The 26033-nt window shown below is 35.4% G+C and carries 25 protein-coding genes and 1 pseudogene; 11 read left to right on the forward strand and 15 right to left on the reverse strand.

Going from position 1 to position 26033, the window contains the following annotated elements:
* Nucleotides 1–136: 136 nt before the first annotated feature.
* Nucleotides 137–1039, forward strand: a complete 903-nt coding sequence (locus NSQ92_RS20760) for an STAS domain-containing protein (RefSeq protein ID WP_082809998.1) — start codon at nt 137–139, stop codon at nt 1037–1039.
* A gap of 111 nt (nt 1040–1150) precedes the next feature.
* On the opposite strand, the gene NSQ92_RS20765 is transcribed toward NSQ92_RS20760, so the two are convergent.
* The 10 genes from NSQ92_RS20765 to NSQ92_RS20810 form a co-directional block, all read right to left on the reverse strand.
* Nucleotides 1151–2212, reverse strand: a complete 1062-nt coding sequence (locus NSQ92_RS20765; RefSeq protein ID WP_328282828.1) for a hemolysin family protein — start codon at nt 2210–2212, stop codon at nt 1151–1153.
* 60 nt (nt 2213–2272) lie between these two features.
* Nucleotides 2273–3586, reverse strand: a complete 1314-nt coding sequence (locus NSQ92_RS20770; RefSeq protein WP_047940755.1) for a hemolysin family protein — start codon at nt 3584–3586, stop codon at nt 2273–2275.
* Between the two features lie 39 nt (nt 3587–3625).
* Complete coding sequence (locus NSQ92_RS20775) at nt 3626–4012, reverse strand: MerR family transcriptional regulator (protein WP_095258221.1); 387 nt, start codon at nt 4010–4012, stop codon at nt 3626–3628.
* Nucleotides 4013–4261: 249 nt separating this feature from the next.
* Nucleotides 4262–4879, reverse strand: a complete 618-nt coding sequence (locus tag NSQ92_RS20780; protein ID WP_047940757.1) for a thymidine kinase — start codon at nt 4877–4879, stop codon at nt 4262–4264.
* Between the two features lie 321 nt (nt 4880–5200).
* Nucleotides 5201–5401 (reverse strand): 50S ribosomal protein L31, encoded by a 201-nt coding sequence (rpmE, locus tag NSQ92_RS20785; protein WP_047940758.1) that lies wholly within the window; start codon nt 5399–5401, stop codon nt 5201–5203.
* A gap of 220 nt (nt 5402–5621) precedes the next feature.
* Complete coding sequence (gene rho / locus NSQ92_RS20790) at nt 5622–6896, reverse strand: transcription termination factor Rho (RefSeq protein ID WP_016202506.1); 1275 nt, start codon at nt 6894–6896, stop codon at nt 5622–5624.
* 751 nt (nt 6897–7647) lie between these two features.
* A complete protein-coding gene (locus NSQ92_RS20795; protein ID WP_047940760.1) occupies nt 7648–8934 on the reverse strand; it encodes a UDP-N-acetylglucosamine 1-carboxyvinyltransferase in 1287 nt (428 codons plus the stop codon).
* 260 nt (nt 8935–9194) lie between these two features.
* Complete coding sequence (locus tag NSQ92_RS20800) at nt 9195–9326, reverse strand: hypothetical protein (RefSeq protein WP_268874793.1); 132 nt, start codon at nt 9324–9326, stop codon at nt 9195–9197.
* A gap of 121 nt (nt 9327–9447) precedes the next feature.
* Nucleotides 9448–10305, reverse strand: coding sequence for a class II fructose-bisphosphate aldolase (locus NSQ92_RS20805; RefSeq protein ID WP_047940761.1), 858 nt, complete (start codon nt 10303–10305; stop codon nt 9448–9450).
* A gap of 414 nt (nt 10306–10719) precedes the next feature.
* The gene (locus NSQ92_RS20810; RefSeq protein WP_047940762.1) at nt 10720–11082 is read right to left on the reverse strand and encodes a response regulator; all 363 of its coding nucleotides are present in this window, start codon (nt 11080–11082) and stop codon (nt 10720–10722) included.
* A gap of 194 nt (nt 11083–11276) precedes the next feature.
* On the opposite strand from NSQ92_RS20810, the gene NSQ92_RS20815 reads away from it, so the two are divergent.
* Entirely contained in the window at nt 11277–11807 is a 531-nt protein-coding gene (locus NSQ92_RS20815) for a DUF2529 domain-containing protein (RefSeq protein WP_047940763.1), read from the forward strand.
* Nucleotides 11808–11904: 97 nt separating this feature from the next.
* On the opposite strand, the gene NSQ92_RS20820 is transcribed toward NSQ92_RS20815, so the two are convergent.
* Nucleotides 11905–13509: a CTP synthase gene (locus tag NSQ92_RS20820; protein WP_047940764.1), complete on the reverse strand. Its 1605-nt coding sequence runs from the start codon at nt 13507–13509 to the stop codon at nt 11905–11907.
* 242 nt (nt 13510–13751) lie between these two features.
* Nucleotides 13752–14306: a DNA-directed RNA polymerase subunit delta gene (rpoE, locus tag NSQ92_RS20825; protein ID WP_341133412.1), complete on the reverse strand. Its 555-nt coding sequence runs from the start codon at nt 14304–14306 to the stop codon at nt 13752–13754.
* A 639-nt stretch (nt 14307–14945) separates the two neighbouring features.
* On the opposite strand from rpoE, the gene cls reads away from it, so the two are divergent.
* Nucleotides 14946–16148, forward strand: coding sequence for a cardiolipin synthase (gene cls / locus NSQ92_RS20830; RefSeq protein WP_047940768.1), 1203 nt, complete (start codon nt 14946–14948; stop codon nt 16146–16148).
* 229 nt (nt 16149–16377) lie between these two features.
* Here the strand turns inward: cls and NSQ92_RS20835 are convergent, their stop codons facing one another.
* The gene (locus tag NSQ92_RS20835; protein WP_341153185.1) at nt 16378–17382 is read right to left on the reverse strand and encodes a sensor histidine kinase; all 1005 of its coding nucleotides are present in this window, start codon (nt 17380–17382) and stop codon (nt 16378–16380) included.
* Between the two features lie 10 nt (nt 17383–17392).
* A complete protein-coding gene (locus tag NSQ92_RS20840; RefSeq protein WP_095258223.1) occupies nt 17393–18091 on the reverse strand; it encodes a LytR/AlgR family response regulator transcription factor in 699 nt (232 codons plus the stop codon).
* Between the two features lie 234 nt (nt 18092–18325).
* Here NSQ92_RS20840 and NSQ92_RS20845 point away from each other — a divergent pair, with 234 nt between their 5' ends.
* Together NSQ92_RS20845 and NSQ92_RS20850 are read left to right on the forward strand one after the other, a co-directional pair.
* The gene (locus NSQ92_RS20845) at nt 18326–19078 is read left to right on the forward strand and encodes an ATP-binding cassette domain-containing protein (RefSeq protein ID WP_047940769.1); all 753 of its coding nucleotides are present in this window, start codon (nt 18326–18328) and stop codon (nt 19076–19078) included.
* The gene (locus NSQ92_RS20850) at nt 19068–20225 is read left to right on the forward strand and encodes an ABC transporter permease (RefSeq protein WP_047940770.1); all 1158 of its coding nucleotides are present in this window, start codon (nt 19068–19070) and stop codon (nt 20223–20225) included. Before NSQ92_RS20845 ends, NSQ92_RS20850 begins: the two co-directional genes overlap by 11 nt.
* A 144-nt stretch (nt 20226–20369) precedes the next feature.
* Here NSQ92_RS20850 and NSQ92_RS20855 read toward each other — a convergent pair.
* A pseudogene (locus NSQ92_RS20855) lies at nt 20370–20484 on the reverse strand (transcriptional regulator); the annotation flags it as partial.
* A 530-nt stretch (nt 20485–21014) separates the two neighbouring features.
* Here NSQ92_RS20855 and NSQ92_RS20860 point away from each other — a divergent pair.
* From NSQ92_RS20860 to NSQ92_RS20885, 6 genes are read left to right on the forward strand one after another with little or no spacing between them, the layout of a single operon-like run.
* Entirely contained in the window at nt 21015–21509 is a 495-nt protein-coding gene (locus tag NSQ92_RS20860; RefSeq protein ID WP_047940772.1) for a NisI/SpaI family lantibiotic immunity lipoprotein, read from the forward strand.
* 13 nt (nt 21510–21522) lie between these two features.
* Complete coding sequence (locus tag NSQ92_RS20865; protein WP_047940773.1) at nt 21523–22239, forward strand: lantibiotic protection ABC transporter ATP-binding protein; 717 nt, start codon at nt 21523–21525, stop codon at nt 22237–22239.
* Nucleotides 22236–22991 carry a lantibiotic immunity ABC transporter MutE/EpiE family permease subunit gene (locus NSQ92_RS20870; RefSeq protein WP_047940774.1) on the forward strand — a complete coding sequence of 252 codons (756 nt, stop codon included), beginning with the start codon at nt 22236–22238 and terminating at the stop codon, nt 22989–22991. Before NSQ92_RS20865 ends, NSQ92_RS20870 begins: the two co-directional genes overlap by 4 nt.
* Nucleotide 22992: 1 nt before the next feature.
* On the forward strand, nt 22993–23757 hold the full coding sequence (locus tag NSQ92_RS20875) for a lantibiotic immunity ABC transporter MutG family permease subunit (protein WP_047940775.1): 765 nt from the start codon (nt 22993–22995) through the stop codon (nt 23755–23757).
* Between the two features lie 17 nt (nt 23758–23774).
* Nucleotides 23775–24437 carry a response regulator transcription factor gene (locus tag NSQ92_RS20880; RefSeq protein ID WP_047940776.1) on the forward strand — a complete coding sequence of 221 codons (663 nt, stop codon included), beginning with the start codon at nt 23775–23777 and terminating at the stop codon, nt 24435–24437.
* Nucleotides 24428–25810, forward strand: coding sequence for a HAMP domain-containing histidine kinase (locus tag NSQ92_RS20885; RefSeq protein ID WP_047940777.1), 1383 nt, complete (start codon nt 24428–24430; stop codon nt 25808–25810). The genes NSQ92_RS20880 and NSQ92_RS20885 overlap by 10 nt, the downstream gene beginning before the upstream one ends.
* Nucleotides 25811–26033: the final 223 nt, after the last annotated feature.

Here is a 26033-nt window from a genome sequence, read left to right on the forward strand (position 1 = left end):
GCATTTTATCGCTTCTTTTCTTTTTCAAAAAAATTCTTCCACTTAAAAAATAGCGCCTTAATTAAATAAGCATAAGAATGTAGAGCCAATTTTTTCATTATCTATTATAATAGATATAACACTAAAAAGAGAGGAAATGACAAATATGTCCCTAACGAACCATTCCATTTACGAATATGTGATGGACAAGGCGCCCTCTATTACGAAAACATGGTTTGCTATTAAAGATGGAGAACCAGGGTCTATTTACTCAAAAAACACCTCCCCTGCAGTTGAAGAAATGCTTAAAAAGCAGCATGCTTTTACCATTCAGACTGTTATCAGTGCATTTCTAGAAGATGAAAGCATCTTTGCTGATAATCTAGAAGTATGGGCAAATGAAGTTGCTAAAAGCAGGGTAGAATTAGCAACGCCTGTTCATGAAGTATTAGAGGCATTAAGTATTACAAGAAAGGCAATATGGGATACAATTGAACAATTTATCCTTGAGCATAAAGAAGTTTCAACAGCCTTAGTTTTACAATGGAGCACTAAATATCACTCTACTTTTGATCAATTGACAAATCAATTTACCAGTATGTATCATACTTTTACCAAAGAAAAAATCCATTCCCAAGAGGAGCTTATCCAGCAATTAAGCGTTCCTGTTATTCCAATTACTGATTCGATTGGTGTTCTTCCCCTAATCGGTGACATTGATAGCTTACGTGCAAAACTAATATTAGAAACCGTTCCTGTACGCTGCAAAGAGGAAGGCATTGAGCATCTGTTCATTGATTTATCAGGTATTTCTTCCATTGATACAATGGTTTTGCATGAGTTAATGAAACTAACAAAAATACTTTCTTTCATTGGTATTGAGTCTACTATTTCTGGACTTAGTCCTGATACAGCACAAATGATTGCTGCCTTGGGAATTAAATTGGGGAAAGTTTCCACATTCAGTACGCTAAAACAAGCGCTATCTTTACAGGAAAAGTCTTTAGATGTCGCAGCCTCTAGCATTAGTACTATGCCTTTCGCAAAGCATAAACCATAAAAAAACTCTGCTAAATTGTTTATACTACTATCGGAAATGGATTTCCTGCATAGCAATAAATGATTTAGCAGAGTTATTAATCTTTTTTCTATTAAACTAGTAAATTCAAAATTAGAATCCTTTATTCAGAATTTCTTCTCCTACAAATTCATCACGTATCTCGCCAACAATTTCTTCTAGAATGTCCTCCATTGTAACGAGTCCTACAATTACGCCTCTTTCATTTTTCACTAAAGCCATGTGCACTCTTTCTTGCTGCATTTTAAGAAGAACATTTTTGATTGGTGACGTTTGAAAAAAAATAGGCATCTCATGAATAAATTCTTCCATTTTCGTTTCTCTTCCTGCTACCACATTTGTCAGCATTTCTTTTGTATTTACATACCCTACTAGCTTTGTTCCATCCTTTGTAACAGGGTAACGAGTATATTCATGTGTATCCAAGACAGTCAACATCTCTTCCAATGACATTTCTATTTCTACATTCACAATTTGTTCTCTTGGAATCATAATTTCTTTTAGAATTCGATTATCAAAAGCAAAAATATTCTTTAAATAGGCTAATTCTGTTTGATTGATTTCGCCACTCTCATAACTTTGAGTCACAATCAACTTTAATTCCTCTTCCGAATGGGCTATTTCATGTCCAGTCGGTTTTATACCAAACCATCCGAGGATCGCTCTAGATGAGCCATTTAGAGCATGGATAATCGGCTTTGTAACCCGCCCAAACCAATATAAGCCAGGAGCAAACATCAGCGTCATTTTTTCAGCATATTGAATAGCCAATGTCTTTGGAGCCAATTCTCCGACTACAACATGTAAAAAAGAAACAACTGACAAAGCAATTGCATAGGAGAGTACAGTTGATAAAGCATTAGGCACATCGAACCTCTCAAACAAAGGATGAAGGATTTTTTCAACTGTTGGTTCCCCTAAAGCTCCTAAAACGAATGCCGTAATGGTAATCCCAAGCTGACAGGCAGATAAATAGTAATCTAAGTCATGCGCTACTTTTTTTGCAATAATTGCCTTTTTATTTCCCTCGGCAATAAGCTGATCCAGCCGTGACATTCTTACTTTTAAAATAGCAAATTCCGCCCCAACGAAAAACGCTGTTAACATAATAAATACTGCTACTAAAAACAAATTCAATAGTATTATACTGTCCAATTATTTCCCTCTTTTAAAGGGATTCACCTCCATGAGTTATCGATAAAGCAGTTTTGACATCTAGATAGTTTTAAAAGCGTTTTGTGTAAGGCTAACCTCTTTGATCTGGTAGTTATCCATATCGGTCACAGTCCATAATCGGTCCCCTTGTTCTACTTGATCCCCAATTTTTGCTGTATCTAATAGCTGATATTGTATCCAGCCTGCAATAGTATCAAGTTCTTCCCTTTCTTCAAACGGGATTCCAAAACGTTCTTCTAATTCATCTAGCAATACACGGCCATTAATGAAATATTTATCCTTCCCCGACTCTCGGATGTCCGCCACTTCATCTGCATCAAACTCATCACGGATTTCTCCAACAAGTTCCTCTAGTATATCTTCCATTGCCAGGATACCAGAAGTACCACCATACTCATCAATAACCAATAACATATGCACTCGCTCCTGCTGCATTTTTAAAAGAGCATCCTGCAATCTTGTTACTTCTAACACAACCGGAAGGTCACGAACGAACTCTTCTAATTGACGATTTCTTCCCCAAGCCATTTGTGTGAGCATTTTCTTTACATTCACTACACCAATAATATGATCTTTATCTCCATCCTCTGTTACAGGATAGCGCGTATAATTATGCTCATCCAAGACCTTTACAATCTCTTCATAGGACATATCTTTATTTAGTGTTACTAACTCTGTTCTAGGAACCATAATATCCTTCGCTACTCTTTCATCAAAGGAAAATACATTTTCCATATATTCAAGCTCTGTTTGATCAATTTCTCCACCTTGATAACTCTGTGTCATTACTATTTTCAATTCTTCTTCAGAATAGGCCTGTTCGTGCTTAACAGGTTTGATCCCCATTAAACGAAGTACTACTTGTGCAGAACCATTCAATGCCCATATAAAAGGTTTCATCACCTTACCAAACCAATATAATGGCGGCGCCAGCAATAAGGTTAATTTTTCAGCGAATTGAATAGCAAGTGTTTTCGGGGCCATTTCTCCTACCACCACATGCAAGAAAGTTACCAATGCAAAAGCAATAGCGTAGGAAGCAACTGAGGCAACAGATGGAGAAGCATTCAGTAAATTAAATACTGGATACAATAGTTGCTCAATTGCCGGTTTTCCTAGGGCACCAAGACCAAGTGCGGTTACGGTAATACCTAATTGACAGGCAGAAAGATAGTAATCTAACTCACTTGCTACTTTCTTCGCCATAATGGCCTTCTTATTTCCTTCTGCTATTAACTGATCAATTCTTGACATACGAATTTTAACAACAGCAAATTCTGCACCAACAAAGAAAGCTGTTAGCGCTATTAATAGCACTAGTAAAAATAAATTGATTATCGTTATTATGTCCAATTATTTCCCTCGTTTCGAGGGATTCACCTCCAGGAATAGTTACATTAAAGACAGTAATTTCATTATGTCTAATAATTTTGTTTCAAGTGTACGATACACTTTCTTTTTCTCTTCCTGCGGCGCATCTTTCAATCGTTCTTCCAAGGAGGCCAGTTTTTTATGCAAACAGGCAATTTCGTCCTGTACCTCATCCATCATTGGTTCGATTTCTTGGTCTTCCATTGAATGAATGACTTTTCGTATTTCTTCAATCGACATACGTTGTTTTTTCAAAAGTTTTATTCGTTCCAATGTATAGAGAACATCTTCGGAATACAGGCGATAATTGGAATCAGATCGCGTCACCGGAAGCAATTTATTACTTGTATAGTAATCAATCGTTCTTGTAGATAATCCGCTTAATTTCGCCACTTGGCCAATACGCAATAACGCCTTCCCAATGAAAAAACCCCTTTCTGTTTATAAGTTAATTATATAGTAACATGAAAAACAAAATCCGTACAGTATTACGTTACGGTTTATCGTTCATGTTGATAATGAATTTTACCTAAGAATAGCAGACGAATTCCAGGATTTTATCAATTCTACGGTTTTGTACTTGTTTTCGATATTCTCTATAAACAATAAAAAAGCTCCCGTTAAGAAGGATCAACCATTCCTAACAAGAGCTTTTTCTTATAAAGCTGTTGAGGTATTATCTTTATTTGCTTTCTCTGTACTTCTAGGTACTTCATGATGATGGCGACATCTTGGTTCATAAGATTCAGAAGCACCTACTAAAATTACAGGATCTTCATAGTTAGCTGGGGCACCATTAATCAATCTTTGTGTTCTACTTGCTGGAGAACCGCAAACGGCACAAACTGCCTGAAGCTTCGTCACTAATTCTGCGATCGCCATTAATTCTGGCATTTTTCCGAATGGCTCGCCTCTAAAGTCTTGATCTAGACCAGCACAAATCACTCGATGGCCACTATTTGCCAAATGTTGAATAACTCCAATAATTTCATCATCAAAAAACTGCACTTCATCTATTGCAACTATCTCTATATCGGAAGTAACATATTCAAAAATGTCTGCTGATTTACTAATAGGAATCGCATTGGTTGCAGTTCCATTATGAGAAACGACAGATTTCTCACTATAGCGATTATCGATACTTGGTTTAAACACTATAAACTTCTGCTTAGCAAATTGCGCTCTTCTTACACGACGGATGAGTTCTTCTGATTTTCCTGAAAACATACTTCCACAAATAACTTCTACCCATCCATGATGTTTCATTACATACATGAAACCGCTCCTTCCTAGATAAAACAACTTGTCTCTTCCATTACTCTATTTATATTTTCCTAATTAATAGTCAAGATATGAAAATCACTATCCATATTCTCTCTTACATACTTTAACAGCTATCCATGCTAATGGAAATAATAGATTCACTTCAAATATCATTTTTACTAGCATCTCGCATGAAAAATAGACAAAAAAATAACATAAGATACTTAAGAATAAAAGTTATATCATGACTTTCATTCTTAAAAATCCTACTATCAGTCCAAATAAAAAACAGGCAAGGAGAAGTAACTTCTTGCCTGTTCTTGATATTCCATATTACTTAAGACCGTATTTTTTGTTGAAGCGATCAACACGTCCGCCAGCTTCAGCAAATTTTTGACGTCCAGTATAGAACGGATGGCACTCAGAACAAGTTTCAACTTTGATTTCTTTTTTAACAGAACCAGTTTTGAACTCGTTACCACAAGCACATTTCACCGTAATTTCGTTATAAGTTGGATGAATTCCTGTTTTCATTCCTTTTCATCTCCTTCCGCCCTGCAACTTTCGAAACAGAGTTCTAAAACAGTGCTTAGACACTGTAATTGTAAAACACATTGATTATATTATAACAAGTACATTCTTGTTTTGCAACACTATTAACCATGCATTAATTACCAAATATTGAAAAAAACTGAAAGTCTTCAATCATAGAAATAAATAATTTAAAAATCACTTATATCGCTTTTATCTGTGATTAGGAACGCTTCGCAGTTCCTGCTTTCATTTGTTCACCTAGGATCGCAAAGAAATCCTCATTGCTTTTCGTTTGTCTTAATTTTCTTAAGAACTTTTCAGCAAAGTCTGGTGAATCAGACATTGACTTACGAATAGCCCATAGCTTGTCTAAATGTTCTTTAGGAATCAATAATTCTTCTTTTCGTGTTCCAGAGCGTCTAATATCAATAGCAGGGAATATTCTTCTTTCTGCTAATGCACGATCTAAATGAAGCTCCATATTACCTGTTCCTTTAAATTCTTCATAAATAACATCGTCCATACGTGAACCAGTATCAACTAGTGCTGTAGCCAATATAGTTAAAGAACCGCCTTCTTCGATATTACGTGCAGCACCGAAGAATCGTTTTGGTCTATGGAATGCTCCTGGATCAATTCCTCCCGATAAAGTTCTTCCACTTGGAGGAATGACTAGGTTATAGGCACGAGCTAATCTTGTGATACTATCCATCAAGATAATAACATCACGTTTATGTTCTACAAGACGCATTGCTCTTTCTAGTACTAATTCAGCAACTTTAATATGGTTTTCGGGAACTTCATCAAATGTAGAGCTAACAACGTCTCCACTTACAGATCTTTCAATATCTGTTACTTCTTCAGGTCTTTCATCAATGAGTAAAACAATCAACTCTGCCTCTGGATGATTTGTTGTAATACTATTTGCTATTTCCTTGATCAGCATTGTCTTACCTGCTTTAGGAGGAGCTACAATGAGACCGCGTTGTCCAAAGCCAACAGGAGCTAACACATCCATTATTCTAGTAGATACATTTCTCTGTGTTGTTTCTAAATGTATTTGACGATTCGGGTATAGAGGCGTTAAGGCTGGAAAATGAACTCTTTCTTTTGCTGTCTCTGGATCGTCTCCATTAACAGCTTCTACTTGAAGTAAGCCAAAATACCTTTCGTTTTCTTTAGGTGGGCGAACTTTCCCTGAAACTTTATCTCCATTTCTCAAATCGAATCTTCTAATCTGAGATGCTGAAATATAAATATCCTGTGAACTTGGAGAGTAATTAATCGGTCTTAAGAAGCCAAATCCTTCTGACTGAATAATCTCTAGAACACCTTCCATGAAGAAATAGCCTTCTTGCTCTGCTCTTGCCTTTAAGATGGAAAAAATCAGTTCTTTTTTTGTTAACTTACTGTAATAGGCAACTTTATATTCGCGAGCTAATTCATACAGCTCTTTTAATTTCATATTTTCTAAACTAGATATATTTAATCCCATTTTTACACCACTCTTTTATATTTTCAGTTATCCCTACCATTTATTTCGAAATGTGGGAAGGTTTTTCTTCTGTTTGAGGCGAACGCTTTTTGTGAAGAGAAATTTTGATGCGAGAAATAATTAAAGTGAAGGATGGAAAAGAAGAATCCTGCTTCTTCTCCAGCTATCGATAAATCGTATACTTTCATTTTCTTATAACTTTTTTCATAAGAATGGCTTTCTTTCAATAAAGCGGAAGGAGCCTTGATTTGAATATAAATTTATCTTAAGAGGAGTTTTTATTTTATCCTTCAGGTTTCTATTAGCTTCAACGAGAATCAATTAAAAGCAATCTCTATTTTACCTCCATCTACGAAAAATGTGCAACAAGAATTTTTTTACCAACACTTGTCCACTCCATAATGGAAGCGGAATATGGATGAAGTTTCGTTTTCATCCTTCTTTTTTTAGGGTCGTTCGAAAAGGAAGGTATGGAGGAAGCTTAATGAATATTCCCGTTTTGGAGGACATTTATTTTTTCACAAAGCAAATTTAAAAGGATGGTCCCTACACCCCTTTTATAGCGAAAATCTTACGTATGAATGGTTTATTAGACTTATTTCCGTTCAAATTCTTTTTCCAAAAAGTTTTTAATGAATCTAGAACAGAGGGAACTTCCTCCCTCTGTTCTCCTATATTGGCTAATAAATAGAAAAAGGTTCTACACATGATTCTTAATGAATAACACGGCGCTTTACTAGTTCATTATAGCTTAGCCATTATTTATTTGTTCATATTCCTCTTCGGTCATCTTTTCTCGCCATATTGTCGCGCCTAAACCAGTAAGTTTTTCCACTATATGGCTGTACCCTCTATCAATATGCTCAAGACCCGTAATTTCTGTCACTCCATCTGCCATAAGCCCTGCTATTACTAAGGATGCACCAGCACGTAAATCACTTGCTTTTACTTTGGCACCTTGCAAATGAACAGGGCCATTAATAATGGCAGATCGTCCCTCAACTTTTATTGCGGCATTCATTCGACGCAGCTCATCAATATGTTTAAATCTTGCACCGTAAATTGTATCTGTAACCATACTTGTACCATTTGTCTTTGTTAAAAGGGACGTGAATGGCTGCTGAAGATCTGTTGGAAACCCAGGATATACAAGTGTTTTTATATCTACTGGTTTCAAAGAGTTATTGGAGCTGATAAACACTTGTTCATCACTTGATTCAATCGAGACTCCCATCTCTCTTAATTTCGCAATTAGAGACTCTAAATGTTGAGGGATCACATTATCCACAAGCACACCATCTCCAACTGCTGCTCCAATTATAATATAAGTACCAGCCTCGATTCGATCCGGAATAATAGTGTGACGGCAACCATGAAGATGATCTACCCCTTCAATCCGAATTACATCAGTTCCTGCACCTTTTATTTTCGCTCCCATATTGGTTAAAAGTGTTGCCACATCAATAATTTCCGGTTCTTTAGCAGCATTTTCGATGATGGTTTTCCCCTTTGCTCGTACTGCTGCAAGCATAATATTGATTGTTGCCCCGACGCTTACTACATCTAAGTAAATTCTTGCTCCCCTTAACTCATCTGCTCGAAGATAAATGGCTCCTTGTTCATTTGTAACCTGTGCACCAAGTGCTTCAAATCCTTTAATATGCTGATCTATCGGTCTTGGTCCTAGATGACAGCCACCAGGTAAGCCAATTACCGCCTTTTTAAATCGTCCTAGCATGGCTCCCATTAAATAATAAGAAGCACGCAATTTTTTTACCTTCCCATTCGGCATAGGCATAGAAATCATAGAAGAGGGATCAATTGTTATATCAGACTCTGATATAGATACCGTTCCACCTAACTCTTCCATAATCTCTTTTAATATCTGAACATCTGAAATGTCAGGCAGTCCCTCAATAGTAACGGGAGATTCAGCTAAAATGGTTGCTGGTATAAGTGCCACTGCACTATTTTTTGCACCACTAACTCTAACCGTTCCTTTTAAAGGTGATCCACCTGCAATCATAAGTTTTTCCATTTCTAGCTCCCTTCTAAGCCAATGCAAAAGTACGAATTCTGCTATAAGTTAATCAAGATGAGGCTTGGATGTAGAATCTTGTTTGAATTACTGTTACTTATTATACCAAATATTAAGACTCAATGGAAAAGTATATATGTATGAACTTTACATTCTATTGTGTTAACAAAGTACAAACATTTTTAGTATTACCTATATAAGGCATCATGATACTCGAACCAATTTATTGGCATTTATCTGGTACTATGAATCTTCAACTTTCATATACGCTTTTTCCATAAACCAGTCATGATAATCTTTGGTAATTCGCTAATCAACTGAAAGCTGCTTGCTAGTATCCCTTTTGAAATATAAATATGGAAGTTATTTTTCGAGGTATTTATTTGTTCCATTCTTTACAAGTATCTCCTTTTACCTCTAACAAAAACATCTTTTTAGAAATATTCCATAAAAAAGAGGATATCCTTTAAGGGCCTTCCCCTAAAAGATATCCTCTCTTTCCTTTAGATAAAATTATGCTTTATTAGAAGAACCAAATTCTTTGATTTTGCCGATTACAGTTGCTTTAATCGCATCACGAGCAGGTCCTAAGTATTTACGTGGATCATATTCTTCTGGTTTAGCAGCTAATGTTTCGCGAACAGCTTTAGCAGAAGCAATTTGGTTTTCAGTGTTAACGTTGATTTTAGCTGTTCCTAAAGAAATAGCTTTTGTGATATCTTTTGTTGGGATACCAGTACCACCGTGTAATACTAATGGTAAACCAGTTAAGTTGCCGATTTCTTCCATTTCTTTAAAACCTAAGTTAGGCTCACCTTTGTAAGGACCGTGAACAGATCCTAAAGCAGGAGCTAAAGTGTCAATGCCAGTACGTTTAACAAGTTCAACACATTCGTTAGCATCAGCATAAATTACACCTTCAGCTACAACGTCATCTTCTTGTCCACCAACAGTACCAAGTTCTGCTTCTACAGAAACACCTTTAGCATGTGCATATTCTACTACTTTAGAAGTAATCTCAACGTTCTCATCAAATGGATGGTGAGAAGCATCGATCATTACAGATGTAAAGCCAGCATCGATAGCTTCTTTACATTTTTCGAAACTTGAACCGTGATCTAAATGAATAGCAACAGGAACTGTGATGTTATAGTCTTCCATTAAACCTTCTACCATTTTAACAACAGTTTTGAAGCCACCCATATAACGGCCAGCACCTTCAGAAACCCCAAGAATAACTGGAGATTTTTCTTCTTCTGCAGCTTGAAGAATTGCTTGAGTAAACTCAAGATTATTTAAGTTAAATTGACCAACAGCATAGCCTTCTGCTTTTGCTTTGTTTAACATGTCTTTCATTGAAACTAAAGGCATATTTCTTCCTCCTTATTTAATGATCGTTCTTTTTTACAAGAGAATCTTTATTAAAATTCCCAAAGGAAAGTTGAATATGTATATAATACCTCAAGTAAAATAAAACGAATCATTCCATTTAAAAACTCAATTGTAATCATACCAAAATAAAACAAGAAATGCTATCGTTCAAGCTTTTTTTTCTATTTTGTCACAAATTAATATACTTTTTGACGAATGAAAGCACTTTAATTCTAAATCCACTTATAAACTATAGAAAAAGCATTGGAAATATGACCTATAATGGCTTAGTAAGAAACATCACAGATTTAGATTTCAAAAAAACAATAGCTTCTAAACAGAAACTACATTTTTAGAGATAAGGGAAAACATATAAGGACTATCTGGCTAATAAATATGTATAAAATATGGCGATTAATGATTAATGTACTTCTTAACAGCCTCTCTCAAATCATCAATATCAAACGGTTTAGCAAAATGCGTTAAGGCACCAAGGTCCTTCGCTTCTTGAATCATATCAAGTTCTCCATAAGCTGTCATGATAATCACACGAATATCTTGATTAAGCTTTTTCATTCGTTTTAAAATTTCAATTCCATCCATTCCTGGAATTTTCATATCAAGCAGCACTAAATCAGGTGATTCTCTTGTCACAATTTCTAACGCCTGATTCCCATTTGCAGCTTGGAACGTCTTATAGCCTTCCTTTTGAAAAACTTCATTCAAAAGGATTCTAATGCCGAATTGATCATCAACAATTAATATTTTCCCTTTCATAAGGAACCTTCCCTTCTAAGTCAAGTTATATGTATGTATTCTCTCGTTTTTATCATACTTTATCTTTTTCTACTATTTAGTCGTTTTTTCCTGCTAATCCCCTTAAATTTTACCTTTTCCTTCAATTTAATTATAATTATCTACTATATGAAGCAAATTACTGTTTTAATTTAATAAAATGGAGGTTTTCAAACTTGCTTAAAATGTTTTCCACTCAACTAAGTGGGCTATTTAAAAGATTGCATGAGAAAGAAGAGGAAGCAATCGAAGACAGTTCAAGACTATTAGCACAAGCCATTGTCAGTGACGGGAAGATTTATTTCTATGCCACAAATGAAATGGCTGGAGTAATAGCAGAAGCAACAACTGGGATGGAGCCAATGCCAAATACAGAAGAATGGGCAAATACACCGCTTGAATCTATTACCTCAAACGATCGGTTTATTCTTTTTGCTCGAACAAATGAAGAGGAAGAAATAAACACATTTGCTAAACAGCTATACGATGCTCAAGTTCCCTTTATTTCCATCTGTTCCATTACCAATCCTGATATCGAATCACTGATTGACTTCGCAGATGTTTCTATCGACTTAAGACTTTCTAAAGGCTTATTGCCTGACGATGAAGGAAAGCGATATGGCTATCCATCGTTAATTGCTGCTCTTTTTATTTATCATGGCATTAAATTTACAACCGATGAAATTCTCAAAGAATATGATTTATAAAGAAGAATGACTATTACATTAAATGTTAGAAAACATTACAAAAAAGAGACTTTTCCAAATAAGTGGAATAGCCTCTTTTTTAAGTTTGCCCTAAACTTTATTTTTCTGCTAAGCGGATAGATGCACCAACAAACTCACGGAAAAGAGGTTGCGGGCGAGTTGGTCTCGAGATAAATTCTGGGTGGAATTGAGAAGCAACAAACCAAGGATGATCTTTTAATTCAACAATTTCCACTAAACGGCCATCTGGGCTAGTTCCTGAGAATACAAATCCTGCATTTTCCATCTCTTGACGATATTGATTATTGAACTCATAACGATGACGATGTCTCTCATAAATTACCTCGTCTTGATATGCTTCATATGCTCTAGTATCTTCTTTTAATTTACATGGATATAAACCTAAACGAAGTGTTCCACCTAAATCTTCCACATCCTTCTGTTCTGGCAGAAGGTCAATAACTGGATGCGTTGTTGCTTCGTTAATTTCAGAAGAATGAGCATCATTCCAACCTAAAACATTACGAGCAAATTCGATAGATGCTACCTGCATACCTAAGCAAATTCCAAAGAAAGGAACCTTCTGTTCACGTGCATATTGCGTTGCAAGGATTTTCCCTTCCACGCCACGGTCTCCGAATCCTCCTGGTACAAGAATTCCATCTGCATCTTGTAATAATTCTTGGACATTTTCTTTCGTTACCTGCTCTGCATTGATCCAATCGATCTCAATGTCAGCATCATATGCATATCCAGCATGTTTTAAAGCTTCTACTACAGAAATATAAGCATCTTGTAATTCAACATATTTACCAACAAGGGCAATTTTTGTTGTTTTAGAAAGATGACGAACGCGATCTACTAGTTCAATCCATTCTGTCATATCTGCTTCTTGACATTTAAGCTTTAAATGATCACATACAATTTGATCAAGATTTTGCTCTTGAAGAGCTAATGGAATAGTATAAAGTGTATCTGCATCACGACACTCAATAACAGATTTATTGTCTATATCACAGAATAAAGCAATTTTATCCTTCATATCTTCAGAAATAGGTTTTTCTGTTCTTACTACAATCACATTTGGCTGAATTCCTAAGCTGCGCAGCTCTTTTACACTATGTTGTGTTGGTTTAGTTTTCATTTCCCCTGCAGCTTTGATGTATGGTACCAATGTACAATGAATATACATAACATTGTCACGACCAATATCACTTTTAATTTGACGAATAGCTTCTAAGAATGGTAAGGATTCGATGTCTCCAACCGTTCCGCCGATTTCTGTAATTACTACATCTGCATTCGTTTCACGACCAGCTCTAAATACTCGTTCTTTGATCTCATTGGTAATGTGTGGAATTACTTGCACTGTACCGCCAAGATAATCTCCTCTACGTTCTTTTCTTAATACAGTAGAATAGATTTTTCCTGTTGTCACATTATTATATTTCGTTAAATTGATATCAATAAAACGCTCATAGTGTCCTAAGTCTAAGTCCGTTTCTGCACCATCATCTGTTACAAACACTTCTCCATGCTGATATGGACTCATTGTACCAGGATCCACATTGATATACGGGTCAAACTTTTGAATCGTTACACTTACACCACGATTTTTGAGCAAGCGTCCTAGTGATGCTGCTGTAATACCTTTTCCTAGTGAAGATACTACTCCACCTGTTACAAAAATATATTTTGTCATTATATAATCCCCCTTGATTTAAGTTTGCTCCAATTCCTCTTTATTTAAGACGAATTAACTAATTTTTTTAGAGGGGTATGAAACGATTGCTATTTACTTTCTTTACTAAAAAATAAAAAGCGCTCCACTTACTTTCTAAAAGTAAGGGAGCGCTATATTTAGCGAATTTTAGTTCGTTCCTCTTTTTAAGGAGCCCAAAAAAGATTTTACTAGCAACGACTCTAAATGTCAAGACTAGGAGATTATTTATCCTCATCCTCGTCATCAAATTCGTCGTCGTCTTCCTCGTCATCGTCATCGATTTCATAATCTTCATCGAAGTCATCATCATCTTCTGACAAATCGTCATCTAGTAGATCATCATCTTCTTCATCTAAATCCTCATCCTCATCTAGAAGCTCTTCGTCATCTAGATCAGCATCAAAGTCATCAAAATCGTCATCTTCATCTAGGCTATCAAAATCATCGAAGTCATCATCGACAGCTTTTTTCGCTTTCTTCTTCTTCGGTTTTGTGACTGTTACGACATCTTCTTCTGACTTATCTACAGGATACCATAAACGAAGCCCCCAACGATTGTCTCCTAATGATAAGAAGCGACCATCAATATTAACATCTGTATATAATTGTGCTATTTTTTCATTAACCTCTTCTTCACTTAACCCAACTAATTTTGCTACTTCATCCATTAGTTCATTAAACGCATAAGGTGTTTTACCACCATTCATAATTTCATGTGCTACATCAATTAGCGACATTTCTTTTAGTTCTTCTTGTGTGTATTTATCAACACTCATTCTTTTGCACTTCCTTTCTTATCTACTCTTATCCCTTTCCTGAAAGCTCGGACTGAAATTCAGGTGGAAGTTTCACTTTTCGGGAGTTTATTATTTTTCTATGCTTTTGTTGATCATTCTGCAATAAATCCTATAACCTATTTTAATGCCTTTTGAAAAGAGCTTTAACTAAAATAGTAAAAATACATATTCTCCATTATAAACAAATTTTAGGTGAATATGCTAGTTCTAGTTAAGGTTTATTTAACTTTTCTTCAAAATAAAAGTTTTCCTTCTCTTTTCCCATTATTTTTGAATGTTTGTTCTTAGCTAGTTTAAAAAACAGAAGGGATAAAAGAAAGAAGCCAATGGAACCTAAGTGATGCTTATAAAGGAAAGTAAACACCACCATATATACAGGTATTCCCATCCATATCCATAATTTCCGCACTGCTAATCCATCCCAACTAAATGTAGAATATTCTTACTTCTAGGATAACGATTCTATCAAGGGGTGCGCAAGTCTATACTCTATTTTTTCTTTTCTCTCCCATCATTTATTGTAATTTTGATGAATAGCAATCTCTACGGACATTACCAAGCAAGGTATGAAAGGAAGGGAATATCGGCAATACTATCCTTCTAAGGAGGGCATTATGAATGAAGACATTCTTGATTATCCTAAGCATTATTGCCATACTCATTTTCCTTCTTTACCTGGACTTTCAATTAGGTAAGAGAGCTCAGCACCAAAAAATCAATCGAAAAAATCATCCTTTTAGATATAGTGACTTTCACATTTACTCGGACGGAACGGAGCTTTTTCCAGCCCTCTTTCAAGCAATTGAAGAGGCTACTGATCATGTCCATATTCTTTTTTATACTATTAAAACAGACAGTATTTCCAAAGAGTTTCTCAATCTTTTAAAATCAAAAGCACATGAAGGAGTGGAAGTGCGTCTTATTTTAGATTGGTTAGGAAGTTATAAAATAAGAAGAAAAGTTAGGGAAGAATTAAAAAAGGCTGGTATTCAGTTTGCTTTTTGCCAGCTTCCATCTTTCCCTTATCTATTTTATTCCTTGCAGGTTAGAAACCATAGAAAAATTGCTATTATTGATGGTAAAGTTGGTTTTATGGGCGGCTTTAATATTGGCAAGGATTATATTCATGCCAATATTAAATTGAGCCCGTGGCGTGACTATCATCTTAAATTGATTGGCGAAGGGGTCGATGACTTACAGCGAGAATTTTTAATGGATTGGTTAAAAGCTTCAAAGATAAATCTACTGCAAAATCGAATATATTTTCCTGTGCAAAAAAAGGGAGCATCTAGGCATCAAATAATTCCTACACAAGGGGTTTACTTAGAAGAAATAGTCTGTCATGTCATAAAAAACTGCAAAAGTTCTCTTTTAATTACCACTCCTTATTTTATACCTAGTAAACAAATAACAAGCGAGTTACTAAGAGCATTACATAGAAATATTTCCATTACTATCCTTATTCCAGATAAGGCTGATCATTTATTGGTCAAGGAGGCTTCTTTTCCTTATTTACGTACATTGCTTGCACATGGAGCAAGTGTTTATCAGTATATGAATGGTTTTTTTCATGGTAAATTAATTAATATTGATAATGAAATTATCATTATTGGTTCAGCCAATTTTGATAGACGCAGTATCTTTTTAAATCATGAGTTAAATTGTTGTATCTACGACCAAGGCTTTATAGAAAGAATGAACAAGATTACAACAGAGGATTTACAGCAGGCAAAGGAGTTATCTCTTGAAGGTTTAGATACCATTACAATGAGAAGTAAGCTAAAAGAATGGATAGCCCGCCTTTTCGCTCCATTTCTATAAACACATTACGGAACTATCCCTAGACGTTTTGTAAAGACATGCCCGGAATATAAGTATTCCAGCTAAACATAACCCCAAACAATCACAAGAAGTAAATAAAACTTCTTGTGACTGTTTGGGTCTTTATTTTTAAAAAAGAATTATTTTGTAGTTATTTTCCGCAGACGGAATACCATTCACTTTCCATGGGCTACCCCTAAGCTGCTTCGGATTTGCAACCAATATCCAATCAATCATAAACATCGTTACTGTTTTTTATGACTGGTATTTTTATTTTGACAAAAAATGATTCTTCCTTATAGGTGTAATCAAGATAGCCACAATGCTTCTTCACGATATCAAGGATGATTCTTGTTCCATATCCTCGTTCTTTCCCCATCTTCGTCGACTTACCAAATTTCTTATATAAAGAGTCTAAGATGGAAACTGGAATAGGCAAGCAGTCATTTTTGCATGTCAGTAAATAAAGCCCACTTCTTTTGGATAGCCGAATAGTAATATGGGCCTCTCGTTGATACTCTTGCTGCCATTCTCGACTTGCTTCTAAGCTATTAGACAATAAATTTCCTACTAAACCGACGATATCCTTTTCTTTCATCGGCAACGTCGATAAAGGTATATCAAAATCATATTTTAGCGCGATATTTTCCTGAACCGCCTGCTTATAAACTCTATGCAAGACAGAGGCTACAGATCCACTTTCCCCTTTTATAGATAGATTTGTTTCTTCATATCCTTCTACCAGTTCGTCTAAATAACACTTAGCATGGGAGGAACCCTCTTTTTCCAGCATAAAATGCACAGCTGAAATATGCTTTAAAAAATCATGTCTTTCGCTGCGCACTACTTGAAAAAGTTCATTATATTGGCTTATCTCCTTCTCGTAGGACTCTTTTGCCTGTTGTAGTGAAAAGATTTTTCCTCCAATCATAAACCGCACTATTTCTATTAGTACAAACAACAGCAGGAATAATATATTCCAGTATGTGAAAGTAACCTGAATATGCAAAAGCAAAACCAATGATTGTACAAGCCAGAAGAGAACTTCTAAGCTGGAAGTAATAACAGCTTTATCTTGATGTAAATATTTCGAAATAACAAAGCATATTCCCACAAAGAATGCAAAGATCCAATATGCTTGCACTGAAAAACTTACGTGGTCGATTACTATTTTGCTATGTATGGTGCTATAGACAGCAATAAGCAGCCAATAAAAATGGTTATTATTAATCATATATACCTCTTTAAAAATAATTTTCCTGAAGAAAATCTACCTTTTCCTTTGTAATCAATGCCTTTTCCTCTAATCCTTCGAATGCTACAGCATAAGAGTTCTTTGCATAAAGAGAAAAATTTTTAACATAATGAATGTTTATAATAAAGGATCGATGGGAGCGAATAAAATCTCTTTCTCTCAGTTCTCCCTCTAATTCATTTAACGTTTGATATGTTTTGATCGCTTCTGCTTTTGTATAAATGGTTGTTGACCTTCCAGATCGTTCAATAAAAACAATATCCTTCTTTTGGATAATGTGAATTTCACTCTTTTGCTTAATATAAAGTCTTCCAGCAATCTCTGTAGACTTTGTCTTTTCTAATGCTCGGTGTACCGATTGGGTAAGCCGCTCCTTATTATAAGGCTTCATAATATAGTCATGGACGTTCAGTTCAAAGGCATGAACAGCATAGCCACTAGTACCTGTTACAAAAATGACCAAAATATTCAAAGCATGAGAATGAATAATGTCCGCTAATTCATATCCCGATAAACCTGGCATTTCAATATCCGCAATTAACAAATCAATGCTTTCTTTTTTTATTTCCGTATAAGCCTCTTCCGCAGAAAGTGTTGAGAAGATAATCTCAACATCAGGAATACCGGAAACAATGCCTATTAATTTATCTAGATCAATCATACGGTCATCAACTAAACCAACTCTCAACTTTTCTTTCTCCCTTCATCCCCACAAATACTGACAGAAATTACCCTTTTTATTTTACCATGATTTCTCTACGTTCGGATGGGTTTCACCGCATTTTCCATCCCCACAAGTATTCCTATATGCGGTATCCTCCCTTTTCACGACATGAAAAGCCATTTTCGTGACATAATGGCAGAAAAAAAGAGGCTCTCCGATTATGATAAATGTAACGAAACCAATACGAGGTGAAAGAGTATGATAACAATTCAAACGGTAACTAAAAAATTCCAAGATAAAAAAACTTCTGTAACAGCCCTGAAACACGTGTCATTTTCCATAAAAAAAGGAGAAACAATTGCTTTACTTGGAGAGAATGGAGCAGGCAAGACGACGCTTCTACGTTCCATTGCCACCCTTATTCAACCAACAGAAGGAACTATAACGGTTGATCAATATGATACAAAGAAAAACCCAAATGAAATTAAACAAAAAATTGGTGTTCTATTCGGTGGAGAAACTGGTCTTTATGAGCGATTAACTGCAAGAGAGAATTTGGAGTACTTTGCTAATCTATACGGATTAGGAAAACATGAAACAAAGGTAAGAATCGATGAGCTTTCTAGGATGTTTGGAATGAGAGATTATTTAAATCGCAAGGTTGGCGGCTTTTCTAAAGGGATGAGACAAAAAGTGGCGATTGCACGAGCGATTATTCATGACCCCGAAATTATTCTTTTTGATGAACCTACAACAGGCTTGGATATTACTGCTTCAAATGTATTCCGCCAGCTTGTTCATCAATTAAAAAGAGAAGGAAAAACCATATTATTTTCCAGCCACATTATGGAAGAAGTAGCGTTGCTTTGTGATAGCGTTGCTATGATACACAAAGGAGAGCTTGTCTATCATGGAAAGCTTGAAGATTTATACAAAGCGGAAGGCAGCCAGGACCTAAACTACATCTTTATGAGTAAATTAGTTAGAGGAGGAAACACATATGCTATTTAAATTATTTTTAAAAGAATTAAAGGATTCATTTCGCGATAGACGCACATTACTACTTTCCGTTTTCTTACCGATTATTATGATGACAGGCTTAACCCTCTTTTATGAAAAGTTAGTATCTAGTGATGAAGGAGACACCTACCAATTAGCCATTCCAACAAATATAAACGAAGAGATGAAAGCTAATTTAGCTGCTTATACAAACATTGAATTAATAGATTCTGATAATCCCGAAAAAATGGTAAAAGACGGAGATGCACAGGCTGCCATACTGATAGAGAATGGTTTTAGCGAAAAACTCAGCCAAGGAGAAAATACCAATATCGTTCTCATTGGAGATTCCTTTAGTGAAAAATCTTCTACGTTACTTTCGATTGTTATGAATGCATTAAATGAATACGAAAAGATGGTGGTAACAGAACGATTAAATGAAGCAGGTGTCGAAAGTTCGATTGTACAGCCTTTCTCTATTGAACAACAAGAAATTTCTGCAGAGGACCCAACCATTAATTTAGTCGCTATGCTTATTCCATTAATCCTATCATTAGCTTTAGGAGTCGGAGCTTCTCCTGCCGCTGCGGATCTGTTTGCAGGAGAAAAAGAAAAGAAAACAATGGAGGCATTATTAATGACTCCCGTAAAGCGTTCAACTTTAGTTATTTCTAAATGGTTAACTATCACCACCATTGGGGTTTTAACTGGTTTGATCACTTTGCTGGTAGTTGTGCTTGAAATTGCCTTTTTTACGGAAAATTTAAAAAATGCTGTTCCTGTGCATGATAATTTTGCATTAATTATCTTATTCGCTTTGGTTATGACGATTATTTACTCTATGTTAATTGCTTCATTGCTTATGATTACTAGTATTATTGGTAAGACGATTAAAGAGGCTCAAAGCTATAGCACACCGATACTGCTTCTGACTATTTTTCCAATGATGCTTTTATCAACTACTGGAATAAATGAATTAACTACTAACCATTTTATTATTCCTTTTGTTAATGTATTTAGCACTCTAAAAGAGTTAATATTCGGGGAAATAATTTATCAGCATTTGCTTCTTACCCTAGGATCAAATTTAGTCTTTATCGTTATTTCCTTTCTGATTGGCAGAATGCTATTTTTAAAGGATAAGTGGGTTATTAATTAAGCATAATAAGTATTTCAATCAAATATAACCCCGAATAATTATACGTACACACTAAAAAAAATATTCGTATAATTGTTCGGGGTTTAATTAATTTTTAAGAAAAAGGGTCTGTGGTGATCAGCCGCAGCCTGAATACACTTCACTTTCTCCATTTAGCAAGCGGCTCAATGCGGCGGGTAAGACTCCGATTTCCAGCGCAAGCTGATTAAGGAAATAATCGTTTTTGACCATAATACTGCAAGACGTAATCACGTCTAATCTATTTCTTTCTACCGGCACTTTCCTCCCCTTCCGTTCTTGAATAATCTATTTTCTATACTTTTAATTACGTTTTTTATGTCATGGAATCCAAAGTCTAAACTATCCTTATTGGTGATTCCAGTCATTTCTCTATTTTATTTCTTGAAAATTGGACAGCAGGAATTTTTTATACTTTGGAAACAGGCAGTGCAGAAAGAAAATCTTGGATATCATTTATATACTCCACATAATTTTTCTTTTAAAGAATTAAAATTGTATAACCTTAAAGATTATTTATTGAACAAGTATTGGGATATTAAAAAACCTTTATTGATCAAGACACAAAAATTTTGAGAAAGAAAATATATTTGAATCTCATCTATCCCCCTTTTTATTTGGACAAGTCGATCGTATTGCCAGTAGCCCAAATGTTTTGAGTTTCCAGTTAGAAATGTATCTTGATTAAATTTTGATAAAAGTATTCTAGAATAATCAACATCCCACATAGACACGCACAGGGGGAAAAGTCATAAGATTGAGGTGGTGTATATGTTTTTAAGAAGATGTATAAACATTTCATGCTGTTTTATTGTTTTACTTATGTTATCTGCATGTCAATCATTAACAAAGTTTAAAGATAAAACCATTGAAGAAACAAAAAAAACAATGCATTTTACTGAGGGTAACGAAAACGAAACAGCTGAAACAATGGAGAGTTTGATTGCTAAGGGAAAATTCGCTCAAGTGGTCTACAACGAAAAACTTTATCAGCTGAAAGATAAAGTTGATGAAGACACAAAAGGAAAAGTCATAGGGGCAATAGGCAAAACTTTCTTTGTAGATAGCGACGGAAAGAGATGGTCGGAAGAAGAACTGAAAGAACCGTATATCTCTCTTGACCCTGATGATATCAGAGAGAAAAAACCTTTACGATATGGGAAGGTTTACAGTGCAAACGAAGACGTCGATGCCAAAGATGAAATCATCGTTGAGTTTAATCACGAGTATTATCGGGCGGTTTTGATTAAGAATGAAAAGGAATAAGGGAGAGTGTGAAATGAGTGCAGTCCTATTAGAAACCAAAAGTCTTACAAAAAAGTTTGGCAAGGAAACAGCTGTTTCAGATGTTTCACTAACTGTTCAAAAAAACAGCATTTATGGTCTGCTTGGACCAAATGGAGCTGGGAAATCGACAACACTTAAAATATTGACAGGAATTTTACGGAAGACTTCTGGTGAGGTTTTCTTCGACGGACATAAATGGGATCGTTCTGATTTGCAAAATATTGGATCTTTAATAGAAGCTCCGCCCATTTACGATAATTTAACAGCATTTGAAAATGTAAAAGTACATGCCACGCTGCTGGGCCTATCTGAAGAGCGTATACACAGTGTGCTAAAGACTGTAGATATGCAGCATACTGGTGAGAAAAGAGCAGGCCAGTTTTCTATGGGGATGAGGCAGCGGCTGGGGATTGCTATTGCTTTATTAAATCATCCTAAATTATTAATTCTTGATGAGCCTACGAACGGGCTAGATCCAATCGGTATTCAGGAGCTCCGAGACCTTATCCGCTCTTTTCCTCAAGAAGGAATAACCGTGATTTTATCTAGTCATATCCTTTCAGAAGTAGAGCAAATAGCAGATCATATTGGGATTATCATCGGCGGTCACCTTGGATACCAGGGCGAAATAAATAAGACTGATGATTTAGAGCATTTGTTTATGGAAGTTGTAAAGGCAAGCCGTGAAAAAGAGGGTGTAAAAAGATGATAAATTATATGAAGGCCGAAAACCTGAAGTTTAAACGGACTTTTTCTAGAAAAATGATTATCTTTGTACCGCTCCTTAATATAGGTTTTTCTTTTTTAATGAACATTCAATTTTTTGTTTCCGGTACTTTTAACTGGTGGTCTATTATTTTTATGCCAGTGATGATTGCTTTACTTTGCTCGTTATCTCATCAAAAAGAAAAAAAAGCCTCTAATTATAATGGCACATATTCATTGCCTATTGATTTGGGGAGATTATGGTATTCTAAGATTGTCATTATTATGGTTTATTCGTTATTATCTCAAATTGTATTTTTAGTGTTTATGTTACTTATGGGATTCGTTTTAGCTGATTTTGCCATTGTTACGCTTTCTACAGTTGCCGCAAGTTTATTGCTTTGGGTAACAAGCCTTTGGCAAATTCCACTTTGTTTATTTGTTGCCAAAAAGTGGGGTCTTACAATAGCAGTAATGTTAAATCTCATAGGAACATTTGTTTTGGGAATAATGCCGGCATCTCGCTCTTTTTGGTGGTTTATTCCGTGGAGCTGGCCAATCCGAATGATGTGTCCAACAATAGGTATTCACCCTAACGGTCTGTTGCTTGAAAAAAATAATCCTTTGTTGAGTTGGATGGTCGTCCCTCCCGCTATATTGATTTCTGTACTATTATTTTTGTTAATAGCGTTTTTAACCAGCCGTTCATTTGCTCCTTCCATTGATTACAGAAGAAAAAAGCAGGGGGCGATGTAAAGTGGGACTGCTTTTGAGGTGTTTACAAGCTGATTTTCAAAAAAACAGGCACACCTCCTTTATGTGGCTGCATTTCATTATCCCTATAGTTTGTTCAGGTGTGTTAATCCTGTATTTTTATGGAAGAGACCAAAGCCAATTTCATTTGTATAAATCTTTTATGGAAGCTATTGCTATTGCATTACCGCTGCTCATAGGGGTTTTATGCGGCATGACCGCATCTTTAGAAGAACAGGCTGGAAAATTCCAAGTGTTGCTGGGAGGCACATCTCCGAAAATTATTGCTTATGCCAGTAAAATGTTAATGCTTCTTCTCATGGAACTTTGCTCAATTGGCATAGCGCTTTTCCTTTATATAATGGGATTAACATTTATTTTAAATGTGCCGGATTTGCCTTATGATATTTTTATAACAGGTGCTGCCTGGCTGGTTGCGGGCAGTGTCGTTCTATATGTTATTTATTTTTTTATCAGCTGTATGTTTGGAATGGGTGCTTCTGTTCTGATAGGCGGAGCGGGCCTGCTTTTGACAGCTCTCATGAATACTGGATTAGGAGATGCGATATGGAAATATAACCCTTGGGCTTGGAGTATTAGATTATCAGGTTTAAATGGGGTTCTCCATTTTATAGAAAAAGGGAATTATTCTTTATTAATGCATGAAATAAATTCAGCGGTATTTATTGTTGTTTTTGGTACAGTATGTATAATTATTGCCAGTCTAATATGGTTTAGCAGATGGGAAGGCAGAAAAACGTTTGAATAGCATGAGGGGGATGGAAAATGGCAAAAATCCTTGCTGTCGATGATGAAAAAGATATTCTTGCACTGATACAAAATATTTTGCGCCGTGATCAGCATAAAGTCGACACTTTAGATCGTGTTAAAGGCCAGCCGCCTGATTTATTTCAAGGATATGATTTAATTTTGCTTGATGTTATGATGCCGGACATTGACGGTTTTGAGCTATGTAAACAGATACGGCCTTTGGTGGATTGTCCCATATTATTCCTCACGGCTAAAACTGAAGAGGAAGCGATAATCAAAGGCCTCATTACTGGCGGAGATGATTATATTACAAAGCCGTTCGGCGTTAGAGAGCTTAGTGCTAGAGTTAATGCTCACTTAAGAAGGGAACGGAGAGACAAACATCAATCGAAAAGAGTCATCTCTGGTTTTTTATTTCATTTTGATAGTAAAGAAGTATTTATCAATAATCAAAAACTTAACTTAACAAAAAATGAATATAAAATATTTGAATTTTTAGCTCAACATAAAGGGAGAACTTTTTCAAGAGAACAAATTTACGAGGAGATATATGGACTTGAGGGGAATGCCTTGTATTCAACAATTACTGAGTTTATCAGAACGATTCGCAGAAAATGTAAAGAGCATAATGCAGACCCTATCAAAACGGTATGGGGATTCGGGTACAAATGGGAATAAATTTTAATGGCCAAAAAACACTTCTTAGAGAACTGATAAAGTATATAGCTGCGTTATGTATTAGTTTGATTGTACTTGCTCTGCTCTATTTATTTATGAATACCATCGCTATGAATATGGGCTTCTCACATCCAGCAAATTATAATGAACAAGAAGCAGAGAAACTTGCGCCGAAGCTGGAACATGTAGATAAAGTAACTGCTGATGTGATTCCTGATACGATGTCATTTGCCCTCCTAGATAAAGAAACAAAACAAAAAACAGCTGGAACTATTAAAGAAACAGATCTGAACCTGGTAAAAAAGAAGCTTGAAAAAAAACCGTATGTCAATTATAAACAAAAAGGATATTTGATTATAGAAAGAAAAAATGAGTATTGTATTTTGCAATATTCATTACGGGCAGATTTCAGCTCACCTTTATTAAGAAAATACCTTCCTAATTATGAATTAACGAGTATCAGTATTTTGATAATCTTGCTCATTATAGACATTTCTATTATAACAACGTACTTTGCTAATAGATTAAGAAAACATTTTGAAACACTGAATGTAATTACTCGATATATAAAAGAGCAAAATTTGCAGTTCACCCCCGAATTTACACATATTAAGGAATTTGATGATGTAATTGACTCCTTAATTGAAATGAGAGATGCTCTTCGGTCATCACTCGAGGCCCAGTGGCGGTTAGAAAAAAATAAGAAAGAGCAAATTGGTGCTTTGGCACATGATATCAAAATCCCGATTACCATTATTAAAGGAAATGCTGAATTACTCAGCTTATCTATTCAAAACGAAGAACAAGCTGAGTATACAAAGTATATTCTTGGAGCAGGAAATCAAATTGAACAATATATTTCTCAGCTTATTTATCTTTCAAGAACGGAGGATTCCTTAACTATTCATTTGGAGAAAGCCTTTATAGATAAGCTGACAGAAACTCTGCAGAAAGATATATCCGCCTATAAAGGGAATAAGAAAATAACTATTTCATTTAAAAAAGAAAATCTCAAGAAAGAGGCGGAAATTGACTGGCAGCTGTTACATAGAGCGTTATTGAATATTTTAACAAACGCGGTTGATTATACACCAGAAGATGGGACTGTCTCGGTGCATGCGGAATGCGATTCTGATACTCTTTACTTTTTGGTAAAAGACACAGGAAATGGATTTTCGGAAAGCGGGCTAAAAAAAGCAACAGAACTTTTTTACATGGATGACAAGGCCCGTCAGTCTAAAGGTCATTATGGAATGGGGTTGACCTTCGCAAAAAATGCTGTGAATCTCCATAATGGAGAACTGACTCTTGGAAACACGATAGAGGGCGGCGGAGAAGTGCGAGTGAAAATACCCTTATATAGAAATCATTAACCCCACGCCCTATCTGGACGTGGGTTGTAATGCTTCGCGCGGTATAAAGCCAAATAAAAATGCTGATGATGATCGAAGCTGCCAGCAATGCTAATATAATACTCAATTTCATCATCTCGTTATTTATTTCTTATATGATCTTACAAATACTGAAGAGTATTATAGGAATAGGAAAATGTTAAATCTCTTCTCCTTACCTTTTTTAATACCAAAAGAAAAAAAT

Origin of the sequence: Niallia sp. FSL M8-0099, from assembly GCF_038006945.1 — a bacterium.
Lineage (GTDB): Bacteria > Bacillota > Bacilli > Bacillales > Cytobacillaceae > Niallia > Niallia circulans.